We start from the raw sequence: 11550 nt of genomic DNA on the forward strand, positions 1-11550 counted from the left end.
AATTCAAGCGTGTATTAGTGGCATTTCGATTTCGGGGCCGGGTTTTTCCGGATAGTTCCCTCAAGAACCCGAAGGGCCGCTCGATCGAGAGCGGCCCCCTTGTGGTCAAGGCGTGGTCAACGGGTGGTCTTCGGTCTTCCCGGGCCAGGTGCCGCGATCCCGTCTGGCATGACGCGATCAGGCTCAGCGAATCGAGCCGCGCCGGAACAGATTGACGAGCGCCAGCAGGATGACCGCGCCGAGGAACGAAGCCAGCAGCGACAGGATGTCGAACGAGCCGCTGGTGATGGGCGCCCCGCCGATCAGCGGGGTAATGATGAAACCGGCGATCAACGCGCCAACGATACCGACGACGATGTTCAGGAAGATCCCTTGCTGCGCATCGGTGCGCATGAGGATCGAAGCGAGCCAGCCGATGATGCCACCGACGAGCAGGATGAGCAGCAGTGTCATTGTTCCTTCTCCGAAACGTGCATGTTGCCCGAGATAACGGACCACCCACCCTATGGTTCCGCATCCCGTCTTGTTTCTCGGAAGGTTGAATGGTGCGCCCTGCTAGTGGTCGGGCTGGACCTGTCCGGTAGACTCAGGCCGCGATCATCTTTTCCTCTTTGAAGCTGGTGCCGGGGGTAAGATGCGATGAAGAGCCAGGTGGTGGCGCTTTCGATGGTCCGTTCGAAGTCTTTGGCGAGACGGCGGTTCCTGTTCAGCCATGCGATGGTACGCTCGACGAGCCAGCGGCGCGGCAGCAGTTTGAAGCCCTTGGCGGCGTCGGATCGTTTGATGATTTCCAACGACGATGTGCCGATTTTGGTGAGTGCGGAGCGGAGCTTGTCCCCAGCGTAGCCGCCGTCGGCAAAGATGTGGCGCAGCCAGGGGAAGCTGTGGCGAATGCTGGCGAGGACATCGGGAGCGCGGTCGCGATCCTGGATATCGGCAGTATGTACGATGGCTCCGACCAGCAGACCTTGCGTGTCGGTGAGGATATGACGTTTGCGGCCTTTGATCTTCTTGCCAGCGTCGAAACCCCGTGGACCGCCGCTTTCCGTCGTTTTCACGCTTTGGCTATCGATGACGCCCGCGCTGGGAGAGCGCCTCCCGACCGATCGCTTCGCGGGCCATCAGCAGCAGGGCGTGGTTGATCGATTTCCACAGGCCCATCGCGCTCCAGCGGTAGAAATAATGCTGCACCGTGGTCATGGGCGGGAACAGCCCCGGCGGCAACATCCGCCACGGCAACCCGCCCCGCAGCAGATACAGGATCGCCTCCACAATCTGGCGGTAATCCCAAACCGGCGGACGGCCAAGTTTCCCGCGCGGCGGCAGCAGCGGTTCCAAAATCGCCCACTCAGCATCCGTCAAATCGCTGGGCAAAAGCAGCTCGGCTCTGGCATACTGCCGCCGGGTGATATCGGTCCACATGTGTCATTCCGCCGTTGTCTCGCAAACACGACTGAATCACATATCACTGATATCACCCAAATTCCTTTTCGGTCAGCCTCTCATACGAGGATATCGTCGATCACTGTTGCTACGCTTGGAACAAGCTCGTCGATCAGCCTTGGCGCATCATGACCTTGGGGCGCCGCAACTGGGCCCACAGGTTCTGATCAGCAAGTCTTGGTATTAGCGGGCCTCGCTGCCGAAGCGGACCTTCAACTGCATGCCGTACATGCGCGGCTGGCCGGTGATCTTGGAGAGGAATCCCCGGCTCAGCAGGTCGTTCACGAAGACGTAGTACTTCTCTTTCGTGACGTTGTTGACGAACAGGCCCAGATCGATCGGCTTTCCACCGATGTCCTTCCAATCGAAATTGAGGTTGAAGGTGTCGAAGCTGTCGACGCCCGAAGTCTGCCGCGTCGTCGACATGTAGGAATCGGTGTATTGCCATGACACCGCCGCGCTTATCTCGCCGAGTTCTTCGGGGATCGGCAGGGTATAGCGCGCCGACGCCGCGCCTTTCCACTTGGGCGCGATCGGCGAAGGATCGCCGTTGCCAGCGGTGGGGACGGGGTTCGGGAAGCCGGGAGGGCCCTGCGGCGGCACGAAGACGTCCTTGAGCTCGGTATGGAGGTAGGTGACCGCGCCCGACAGGCGCAGGCGGTGGAACAGGTCGATGCCGGTATCGAGCTCGACGCCGTAACCGACGCTCTTCGCCGAGTTGACGATTCCCGAAAACGTGCGCCCGTTGGCGTCGGCCCAGGTCACCACGAACTGCTGGTTATTGAAATCGTTGTAGAACGCCGCGGCGTTGACGTAGCCCGGCGCCGATCCGTGCCAGTTCAGCTTGGCGCCGGCCTCATAGCTGTCGAGCTTTTCAGGGCCGAACGACTTGTAGGGGAACAGCGCCCTGGGGTTGACCAGGCCCTGCCGGTAGCCGCGTGCGTACTTGGCGTAGAGCATCGCGTCGGTGCCCGGCTTGTAGCTGAGGTTGATAAGCCAGGTCGGCGCGCTGGACTTCGCCTTGGTCAGTCCCGTGCAGGTTGGCAGCGTCGTATCGGCTGATGAACAGGATGTCGAAAGCGCCGGGGTAAGCCGATAGGTGAAGTTCCTGTCGATCGACGCGGAGCGATCCTCGGTATAGCGGATGCCGGCGGTGACGCTCCACTTGTCGGTGAACTCGTAAGTCGTCTGCGAGAAGATGCCCAGGCCCTTCAAGGTGAGCTTGCGGACCGACTCGGTGATGGAGCCGGTGGCGCGGTAGGGGCTGACGCAAGTTGAAACCTGATCGCCGCTGCAGGACACGAATACCGACGTGAACGCTCCGGTCGGCGCGCCAAGGTTGAAGCTCTTCTCGTAGTAGCCGCCCAGGATCCAATGCAGACGGCCGTCCATGAAATTGCCCTGCAACTGCAATTCCTCGGTGAAGGTCGCCTGGTTGTTGTTGTCGACGCCATGAGCGGGGTTCACCAGCGCGAAGCCGAGCCGCAGGCCGGTGAAGTTGCCATTGGTCCCGTTGGCGCCGGCGACCGGATCGTCGGCGCGGATCACCCAGCTTGCGCCCTGCGCGTCGGCGCGGAATCGATTGGCCAACTCACCGTAGGTCACTATGTTCTTGACCGTCAGGCTGTCGCTGACGTTCCATGTCGTGGTGTTGATCGCCTGCCATTGGCGGGCGTAGCTGAGCGGCTCGGCGGTGGCACTCTCCACCGCATAGAAATCGCCGGTGGCGTTGAGCCTGTCGACTTGGTCGCACGAGAGCTTGCCGGCCGGGATATTGCCCAGGGTCGCGGTCGAGAGGCAATCGGTAACCCGCGCCAGCGTGCCGGCGGTCTTGGAACGCGAGTAGGTGAGCACCGTATAGTTCTCAAGGTTGTCGGTCAGCGGCGCCAGGAAGCTGAGGCGCGCGGCGACATAGTCGGTATCGGCCAGGCGGCTGGGGCCGACGCCGATGTTCTTCTGGTAGCCGTCGCGCTTCATGCGGTCGAAACCCAGGCGCAGGCCGCCTTCGCCGACGGGGATGTTGAGCACGGCCTGCAGGCGGGTCATGTCGTAGTTGCCGTAGGATCCCATGACATAGCCGCCGAATTCGGATTCGGGGCGCTTGGGCACGAGCAGGATCGCACCGCCGGTGGTGTTGCGGCCGAACAGCGTGCCTTGCGGGCCCTTCAGGACCTGAATGTTCTGGAGGTCGAAGAACGAGCCTGGTCCAGCGCCCTCGCCGGTGGTCTGCGCGGTCGATCCACGCAGTGCGCCCGCCTCTGCGAAATAGACCGCGACCGATGCCGCCGTGAAAGTATCCTGCGTGAAGCCGCGAATGGAGAACGATGTGTTTTCTGTGCCGAAGCGCGGGTTGGTGCTGAGCGACGGCGTGAACGCCGCGACGTCGTTGATGGTCGTGACGTTGCGGGCATCGAGCTGTTCCTGGTTGTAGACCGCGATCGAGATCGGAACGTCCTGCAGGCGTTCCTCGACCCGGCGGGCGGTAACGATGATGTCGCCGGTGTTGTCGATAGAATCCGCATCGGCCTGTGCGACCGCCGCGGGAGCGTAGACCAGGGCCGATAGAATCGCCGAGCCGCAAAAAAGAGTCGATCGGATCGTTCGTGCGTTCATTATCCCCTCCACCTTGTGTTTTGCTTTTTTGCTTTTTTGCTTCGTGCCAGTCCCCGACTTTCGCCGGCTGGTTCTTCTCGGCTTCCCACTTGACGACTTCGTCCGTGGCAGGCTTTTCCATCTCGTCTTCGCCATAACCCAGCTCGGCCAGGATCGAAAGGGTCTGTTCGCCGAATGTGGAACAGGGCGCCCCACGCGCTGGTGTGACCGGGAACTTCGGCATCGGCGCATGGCGATAGCGCTTGCCGAACGCCGGGTGTCCGCTGGGCATGAAAAGCGCATATACGCCAATGATCCGCTTGGATGGCTCGGGCTTGGTCCAACAGGGCGCTGGCCAACCGACGCACCTAACGGCGTTCGAGTATTCTATAATTTTCGAAATATGGATTGACCGTCGCTACGGCTCACTATTATTCGACATCCTTGGAAGGATGGAATCGACCATGAAGGAACCGAATCCGCAAGACTCGGCCATCGAGGCGCTCGGCGCGCTCGCGCATGACACGCGCCTTTCCGTGTTTCGCATGCTGGTGAAGGCGGGGCCTGACGGCCTTGTCGCCGGCGCAATCGCACAGGCCGCGAATGTGCCGCCCTCCACGATGTCTCATCACCTGGGCATTCTCGAACGTGCGGGCTTGGTGGAATCCGAGCGGGAAAGCCGGCTTGTCCACTACCGCGCCGATTACGACGGCATGCGCCGGTTGCTCACCTTTCTGATGCAGGATTGCTGCCAGGGTGCCCCCGAAATGTGCGGTGAACTCCTTGGCGAGCTCGACTGCAAGGCCTGGAGCTGAACGCCTGGAGCTGAACTATGTCCGACAAGATTTACAATGTGCTCTTCCTGTGCACGGGAAACAGTGCCCGCTCGATCCTTGGCGAGGCCATTTTGAACAACGTCGGTGAAGGCCGCTTCCGGGCCTGGAGCGCGGGCAGCCAGCCCAAGGGCGAGGTCCACCCGATGGCGCTCTCGGTGCTCGATGGCCTTGGTTTCGACACGGCGGGGATGCGCTCGAAAAGTTGGGAAGAGTTCGCCGAGCCGGGGGCGCCGCAGTTCGATTTCATATTCACCGTCTGCGATAACGCCGCGGGCGAAACCTGCCCGGTCTGGATCGGTCATCCGATGACCGCGCATTGGGGTATCGAGGATCCGGCGGCAGTGGAAGGCAAGGGCCAGCGCGATGCGTTCATGCAGGCCTTGCGGTATTTGCAGAACCGGATCTCGCTGTTTGTGGCTCTCCCGCTCGCCAGTCTCGACGAGATGGCGACGCGCCGAAAGCTCCAGGAAATCGGCCAGCGCGAAGGCGCCAGCGCCAAGGCAAGAGCGGGCGAATGACCAGCTGGAAAGACCTCGGCGATATCGTCATCCATCCCAATCCCGGATGCGGTATGTCGCGCAACGCGCCGGCCATGTTCCGCGATGCGGGGATCGAGCCACATGCCATGTCTGAAGGCCCCGCCGGCAACCGCGGGAACGCCTGGGCGAAGGAAACCGGACGGTGACTGCCCTGGTAGCCAAGCGCGAACGCCTGTCGTTCCTCGACCGTTATCTCACCTTGTGGATATTCCTCGCCATGGCACTGGGTGTCGCGCTGGGGACGAGCTTTGAAGGGCTGCCCAAGGCGATCGACAGCCTGTCCTGGGGCTCGACCAACATTCCTATCGCCATAGGCCTGATCCTGATGATGTATCCGCCGCTCGCCCGCGTGCGATACGAGGAACTGCCACGCGTGTTCGAGGACAAGCGCGTGCTGGCGATCTCTCTCATCCAGAACTGGATCATCGGCCCGGTGCTGATGTTTGCGCTGGCCGTCTTATTCCTCAGCGACAAGCCGGAATATATGACCGGCCTCATCCTGATCGGGCTGGCCCGCTGCATCGCCATGGTCGTTGTCTGGAACCAGCTCGCCAAGGGTGACAACCAGTACGTCGCGGCGCTGGTCGCGTTCAATTCGATCTTCCAGATCCTGTTCTTCAGCGTCTATGCGTGGTTCTTCCTCGCTTTCTTGCCACCATTGTTCGGGCTTGAAGGAAGCGTGATCCATGTCAGCTTCTGGACCATCGCGGAGGCTGTGCTGATCTATCTCGGTATTCCGTTCCTGGCCGGCTTCCTGACCCGCAAATGGCTGGTGAAGGCCATGGGCAACGAATGGTATGAAACCCGCTTCCTGCCGAGGATCGGACCGGTAACGCTGGTCGCGCTGTTGTTCACCATCGTCGCCATGTTCAGTCTCAAGGGCAATGAGATCGTGACGCTGCCGGGCGATACCATTCGCATCGCCATCCCGCTGACGATCTATTTCCTGATCCAGTTCAGCATCAGCTTCTCCATGGGCAAGCTGGTAGAGGCCGATTATCCGCGCACAACGGCGGTGGCGTTCACGGCCGCTGGCAACAATTTCGAACTGGCGATCGCGGTTGCCATCGCCGCCTTCGGGCTTGCCTCGCCGGTTGCCTTCGCGGCGGTCATCGGTCCGCTGGTCGAAGTGCCGGTACTGATCCTGCTGGTCAACGTCGCCTTCTGGTTCGGGCGGCGCTGGTTCCCCGGCAGCTTAGCCTCGTAGAGTTGGCTGCGATGCGTGGGAGAGGCCCGGCGCCTTCCCCTAACCGCGAGACAGATGCTGATCGACCCATCCGATGATGGCGCGCTGGTCGATGGCGCCAGCATTGCGTGCGACTTCCCGGCCGCCTGAAAACAGGATGAGCGTTGGAATCGACCGGATCGCGAACCGGGCGGCAACAGCCTGCTCCGCTTCAGTATCCACTTTCAGCAAACGCACCCTGGGCTCGAGACTTTTGGCGGCGGCGGCAAAGGCCGGGGCCATCGCTTTGCAAGGCCCGCACCAGCTTGCCCAGAAATCGACGAGCACAGGCAGGGAACCGATCTGCACGTGGCGATCGAAGGCCATGCCATTTACAGCAACGGGTGCATGCTGAAACAGCATCTGACTGCAGCGCCCGCATTTCGGGCTTTCCAAGATGCGGGCGGCAGGAACGCGATTTGCCGTTGCGCACGAGGGGCAAATGATGACGGCAGGATCAGCCGAGGCTGCATTCATCTCACTATTCCTTGTAATTGACAAGGCTTGCCCGCTTGCAAGGGAAGACCGGAACTCGTTCCCGCCGGGCACGCCGCAAGCCATGCGATGCGTCGTTGTAAGATTCTCATACTTGCCGCACCCACTTTCTCGCTTACATCTGTAATGTAATCGTGTAGGGAATAATGCCAAGGTGCGTGAAACGGAATTTCCCGGAATGGACGAAATGTCGGTCGATAGGGGCCATGCCCCGCAGTTTCTGCAGATCGGCGATCGGGCCCCGAATTTCCAGGCGCGAACGACGATGGGGGTGGTCAATCTCTCCGACTTTCGCGGTCGCTGGCTGATCCTGTTCTCGCATCCTGCCGATTTTACCCCGGTCTGCACCAGCGAATTCGTCGCCCTGTCGAAGGCGACCGACCGATTCAAGGCGCTCGACTGCGCGCTGCTCGCCGTCTCGGTCGACAGTCTCTATTCGCATCTGGGTTGGATCCGCGCGATCCGCGAGGGGTTCGGCGTCACGGTGAGTTTCCCGATCGTCGAGGATCCGTCGCTGATTATCGGCCGTGCCTACGGCATGATCTCGGATCGTTCGCCCGACGCGGCGACGATGCGATCGACCTATTTCATCGATCCCGACGGGATCATCCGCGCGATGATCTGCTATCCCGCGACGGTCGGACGCTCGGTCGATGAGATGCTCCGGGTGTTGGCCGCCCTGCAGGTTGTCGATGCCGATCATGTCGTGACCCCGGAAGGCTGGCATCCCGGCGACGCGGTGCTGTTGCCACCCCACCAGGACCAGGCCTCCCTGCTGGCCGAGGCGGATGATCCGGTGTGGTTTCATCGCAGCAAACCGCAGGCACGGAAGGCGTAGGCGATGGTCGACACGTTGCCCGGCCCCGATCTCGAAGCGCTCGCCGAAGTGATGCGGACGTTGGGCCATGATACCCGCCTCCGGCTGATCGCCACGCTGCTCGCGCAAGGCGAGAAGTCGGTCGGCGAAATCGAGGCCGTGACTGGCATTGGGCAACCGGGCCTGTCGCAGCAACTCGGCGTGCTGCGCAAGGCCGAACTGGTTCAGACCCGCCGTGCTGCGAAGCAGGTCTATTACAGCGTGGCGCCGGATGCGTTCATCGCGGCGGCGACTTTTCTCGCCGCGCTGGCCGGCACCGGGCCTGTCGATAAGCCAGCGCAGGTCGATCGCAAGGCATCGCCGGCCCGCGGATCTGCCGCCATGTTTGCGAAAATTCTCTAGCCCGGCAGCGCCAGATGCTGGTCGGCCAGGGACAGCATGGCTGTCCTGTGGGTGACGAGGACGAGCCCGGCTCCGGTCTCGTTCAGCCATTCGTCGAGGTTCGTCCGCATCCGCGCCTCGGTCTGCGGATCGAGCCCCTCGCTCGGCTCGTCGAGGAGCAGCCACGGGCGATCGGCCAATAGTGCCCTTGCCAGCGAGAGGCGCTTGCGCTGCCCTCCCGACAGACGGATTCCGCCATCTCCGACCCAGGTTGCAAGTCCCTCGGGCAGGGCACGCACGTCGTCCGCCAGGCATGCCACCTCAAGCGCCTGCCATAGTGCTTCATCCGTCAGGCCGATGCGGGCGATACGCAGATTATCGGCGATCGTTCCGGCAAGCATCTGGGCGTTCTGAGGCGAGAAGCCGAACAACGCGCGCCGTGTATCGGGAGGCAAGTGCGCGATCGAGTGGCCATCAATCTCGACATTGCCGCCAGTGGTACGTTGGCCTGCGAGGTATTCGAGCAGGCTGGTCTTGCCCGAACCCGATCGGCCCGTGATGGACAGGCGATCCCCGCGTTTCAGGGTGGCCATCTGGTTGTTGCCGGTGATCCTGATCTGATCCCCGGCAAGCAGCGGGCCGGGGACGCCCGACATGGGCGGCGTGCTGACCAGCGCCGCGAGGCGAGCAAGCCCGGCGGCAATAACAGCTTCGCGCCCGCTTGAGCGGACGCTGGCACCCAGGGTTTCGATCGCGCCGGCCGCAGCCAGTGCGGCGAGAAGGGTTATCGGCAGCGCCGCCGTGGAGAGACCGAGCATCGCCGCCATCGCCAACCCGCCCGCTCCCGTGACGATCGCCGCGAGCACCGCTTCAGCGCGCGCAAACGCCGTTCGTTTGGCATCGAGGCCGGCGGCCCGTTCCAGCAATTGCGTTTCGACCGAACGCCCAAGCGCATAAGCGGCGATCTCTGGCGACGCGGCGGCATATTCGACGAACAACTGCTTGAGTGCGGCAATATCCTGCTGGATGCGCAGCGCGCGCGCCGGCAGCCAGCGGCGGGCAAGCAGCCGCGTCAGGACGAGCACGGCGACGACGATGGCGGCGAGCGCATACATCGCCATCGGGCCGGCTGGCATGGCCAGTGCCAGCGCCGTGGCCGTGCCAACCAATGCCGCGACGTCGCCGGGTGCGCGCACGAACCTGTCCTCAAGGGCAGCAACGTCCTCCAGAAGCAGCGCGGCGAGGTCGCCAGCACCACGCTCAACGTTCGCGATCGGCTTGGCGATCAACGTTTCGAACAGCCGAATACGGAAGAGCGCGAGCGCGGACAGCGCGGCCTTGTGGCCATAAAGCCGCTCACCATAGCGCGTCACGGTGCGCCCGATCGCGAGCAGTCGGATCGCCGCGCTCGGCAACAGATAGTTGAACGCCTGAACGGCGGCGATCCCTGCTGCGCCGGCGAGTGCGGCGCCGGTGATGAACCAGCCCGCCAATCCCAGCAGCAGAATGCCGGCGATCGCAGCGCATGCCGCACAGAGCATCGCCAGTCGCGTCGCGCCGCGATAGGGCCGGGAGACCTCGTCCAGCAGTGCTTCGAGCCTGCGGTCGGTCATGCGATCGCCACATGGTGATCGGCCAATGCCGCGATTTCGGGATCGTGGGTGACCAGCAGGACGGTGCGTCCCCTGGCGGCCGTTTGGACAAGGGCGATCAGGTCCGATGCCGAGGCTGCATCCAGGTCGGCGGTGGGCTCGTCGAGCAGCCAGAGCGGTGCGTCGCGCAGCACCGCACGCGCCATGCCGACGCGCCTGCGCTCACCCCCTGACAGTCCCGAGCCATGCGGGTCGATAAGCATATCCAGGCCGGCGGCACGAGCCGAGAGTAGCGCCGCCAGGCTGACCTTGTGTGCGGCATCTTCCACCTCGGCGTCGGATGCACCAGGCCGGGCGAGCCGTATGTTGTCGCCAAGTGTCCCGGGCAGGAAGGTCGTCGCCTGGCCTGCCCAGCTCACTTGCCCTTGCAGCCGCGTTGCCGCCAGCGGCAGGTTGTCTATCAGGATTTCGCCCGTGGTGACGGGGGCCAGTCCGAGTAGCGCGTTGAGCAGGCTCGACTTGCCGGCCCCTGACGGGCCCGAAAGCACGGTCAGTTCGCCGGCTGGCACGTCGAACGTGAAGGGGCCAAGCTTCCGATCGCCATAATCGATCTCGACGGCGCTGAAACAGAGTCGCGGGGGACTATCCTGGTTGACGGCCGGAGCCATGTGGGATCCGGGCGAGGGTGCCAGGCATGAGAGCCGATCGAGTGCGGCTTCGCCGATCTGCTTGTCATGATAGGCTGCCGCCAAGCGGCGCATCGGCAGATAGAATTCGGGCGCGAGCACGAGGACGAAGAGCGCTCGGCCGAGTGTCAGCGTTTCAGGTGCGGGAAATGGCAGCAGCCCGAGCAGGCTGAACCCGCAATAGACCGCCACCAGCGCCACCGAGAGCGCGGCGAAGAATTCCACCACGGCGCTCGACAGGAAGGCGACCCGCAGGACCGCAAGGGTGCGCCGGGCGACCTCCTGGGTGGCCCCGGACAATTGCCGGACCACGCGTTCCTGTGCGCCAAAGCCGATCACGATCGGCAGCGCGCGCACGCGGTCGATGAACAATCCCGAGAGCTTGCTCAAGGCGTCAAGCTGGCGCGCCGCGGCGCGTGCGGCGGCGGTGCCCGCCAGTGCCATGCCGAGCCCGAACGGGACAAGCGTGGCCAGCAGGATCGTGGCCGCGACCCAGCTGGCCAGCGCTGCCGCGGCGGCCACCGCCAGGGGCGTGGCGACCGCAGCAAATCGTAGTGGTCGAAAGCGGGCGTGGTAGCCGTCGAGATCCTCGATCCGGTCGGTGGCGTCGGCGGTCCGTTCGCCGAGCATCGCGCGCGAACCGGCCGGGGCGCGCAGGACGGCGCCAATGGCGCGCGTGCGCCAGGTGTGTTTTTCGCGCGCCGCGTCTCGCTGGCCAGCGGTGGTCGCCAGCACTTGCACTTGGGCCCGGCACAGGCAGGCGGCGACGAGCAGAAGCGGCGCGAGCAGCCTTTCGCCGCCGAACGGGCCTTCGGTGAGGCAGGTGACGGCAAGCGCCAGGGCTGCCGCCACGGCAATCGCCAGCACGCCGTCGAGCAGCCAAAACAGGAAAGCGCGGTTGGAAGTCATCGGGTCCGTAGCGAAACTCGCTTGCTCATATACAT

The 11550-nt window shown here is 63.5% G+C and carries 11 protein-coding genes and 1 pseudogene; 6 read left to right on the forward strand and 6 right to left on the reverse strand.

The annotated features are described in order from the left end of the window. Positions 1-183: 183 nt before the first annotated feature. The 3 genes and pseudogenes from BM052_RS11005 to BM052_RS11015 all read right to left on the reverse strand — a co-directional run bounded on the left by BM052_RS11005 (position 184) and on the right by BM052_RS11015 (position 4056). Entirely contained in the window at positions 184-453 is a 270-nt protein-coding gene (locus BM052_RS11005) for a GlsB/YeaQ/YmgE family stress response membrane protein (RefSeq protein WP_091146648.1), read from the reverse strand. A gap of 179 nt (positions 454-632) precedes the next feature. Beyond that, a pseudogene (locus BM052_RS11010) lies at positions 633-1422 on the reverse strand (IS5 family transposase); the annotation flags it as partial. Between the two features lie 204 nt (positions 1423-1626). Beyond that, a complete protein-coding gene (locus BM052_RS11015) occupies positions 1627-4056 on the reverse strand; it encodes a TonB-dependent receptor (protein ID WP_177198431.1) in 2430 nt (809 codons plus the stop codon). A 431-nt stretch (positions 4057-4487) separates the two neighbouring features. On the opposite strand from BM052_RS11015, the gene BM052_RS11020 reads away from it, so the two are divergent. From BM052_RS11020 to arsB, 4 genes are read left to right on the forward strand one after another with little or no spacing between them, the layout of a single operon-like run. Further along, a complete protein-coding gene (locus BM052_RS11020; RefSeq protein ID WP_091146653.1) occupies positions 4488-4850 on the forward strand; it encodes an ArsR/SmtB family transcription factor in 363 nt (120 codons plus the stop codon). A 17-nt stretch (positions 4851-4867) separates the two neighbouring features. Then, complete coding sequence (locus BM052_RS11025) at positions 4868-5389, forward strand: arsenate reductase ArsC (protein ID WP_091146655.1); 522 nt, start codon at positions 4868-4870, stop codon at positions 5387-5389. Beyond that, a complete protein-coding gene (locus BM052_RS19925) occupies positions 5386-5556 on the forward strand; it encodes a thioredoxin domain-containing protein (RefSeq protein ID WP_177198432.1) in 171 nt (56 codons plus the stop codon). The genes BM052_RS11025 and BM052_RS19925 overlap by 4 nt, the downstream gene beginning before the upstream one ends. Before the next feature lie 5 nt (positions 5557-5561). Further along, the gene (gene arsB, locus BM052_RS11030; protein ID WP_091146881.1) at positions 5562-6617 is read left to right on the forward strand and encodes an ACR3 family arsenite efflux transporter; all 1056 of its coding nucleotides are present in this window, start codon (positions 5562-5564) and stop codon (positions 6615-6617) included. A 39-nt stretch (positions 6618-6656) separates the two neighbouring features. On the opposite strand, the gene trxC is transcribed toward arsB, so the two are convergent. Beyond that, the gene (gene trxC / locus BM052_RS11035; RefSeq protein WP_091146658.1) at positions 6657-7112 is read right to left on the reverse strand and encodes a thioredoxin TrxC; all 456 of its coding nucleotides are present in this window, start codon (positions 7110-7112) and stop codon (positions 6657-6659) included. 196 nt (positions 7113-7308) lie between these two features. On the opposite strand from trxC, the gene BM052_RS11040 reads away from it, so the two are divergent. Beyond that, complete coding sequence (locus tag BM052_RS11040) at positions 7309-7968, forward strand: peroxiredoxin (protein ID WP_177198434.1); 660 nt, start codon at positions 7309-7311, stop codon at positions 7966-7968. 3 nt (positions 7969-7971) lie between these two features. Next, positions 7972-8349 carry an ArsR/SmtB family transcription factor gene (locus tag BM052_RS11045; protein ID WP_091146660.1) on the forward strand — a complete coding sequence of 126 codons (378 nt, stop codon included), beginning with the start codon at positions 7972-7974 and terminating at the stop codon, positions 8347-8349. On the opposite strand, the gene BM052_RS11050 is transcribed toward BM052_RS11045, so the two are convergent. Next, positions 8346-9941, reverse strand: a complete 1596-nt coding sequence (locus BM052_RS11050) for an amino acid ABC transporter ATP-binding/permease protein (RefSeq protein ID WP_091146662.1) — start codon at positions 9939-9941, stop codon at positions 8346-8348. The genes BM052_RS11045 and BM052_RS11050 overlap by 4 nt on opposite strands. Continuing rightward, positions 9938-11515, reverse strand: a complete 1578-nt coding sequence (gene cydD / locus BM052_RS11055; RefSeq protein ID WP_091146664.1) for a thiol reductant ABC exporter subunit CydD — start codon at positions 11513-11515, stop codon at positions 9938-9940. The genes BM052_RS11050 and cydD overlap by 4 nt, the downstream gene beginning before the upstream one ends. Positions 11516-11550 lie beyond the last annotated feature (35 nt).

The organism is Novosphingobium sp. CF614, from assembly GCF_900113255.1.
GTDB lineage: Bacteria > Pseudomonadota > Alphaproteobacteria > Sphingomonadales > Sphingomonadaceae > Novosphingobium.